Source organism: Escherichia sp. AM3, assembly GCF_032029835.1.
GTDB classification, from domain to species: domain Bacteria; phylum Pseudomonadota; class Gammaproteobacteria; order Enterobacterales; family Enterobacteriaceae; genus Escherichia; species Escherichia coli.
Map to the genome: position 1 here is coordinate 1 of NZ_JAVUPQ010000646.1, position 377 is coordinate 377.

Sequence of the window (377 nt, forward strand, 5' to 3'; positions counted from 1 at the left end):
GTGGGAGGGTTTTTCTTTTCCCCCGTATTTCGTTATCATCCGCACCCACTCTCCAGCCCGGCGGCCTGATGTCTGTCATTATCGATACGTTTATTGCACCACCCTGTCACGACGACATTGAGATCCTCTGGCAGGACGAGCATCTGCTGCTGATCAATAAACCTTCCGGTCTGCTCAGCCTGTCGGGGAAAAATCCGCAAAACCTCGATTCCGTCCACCACCGTCTTGTTCAAACCTTTCCCGGCTGCACGCTGGTGCATCGTCTTGATTTTGGCACTTCGGGTCTGATGGTCATTGCGCGTAACAAAGCGATCAACGCCGCGCTTTGCCACCAGTTCAGTCAGCGCGCCGTGAACAAGGTTTACACCGCCCTGCTG

The 377-nt window shown here is 54.6% G+C and carries 1 protein-coding gene; it reads left to right on the forward strand.

The window, feature by feature from the left end:
• Positions 1-68: 68 nt before the first annotated feature.
• Positions 69-377: pseudouridine synthase (locus tag RTW80_RS27685; protein WP_312721305.1), on the forward strand; the 309-nt coding region annotated here is incomplete at its 3' end.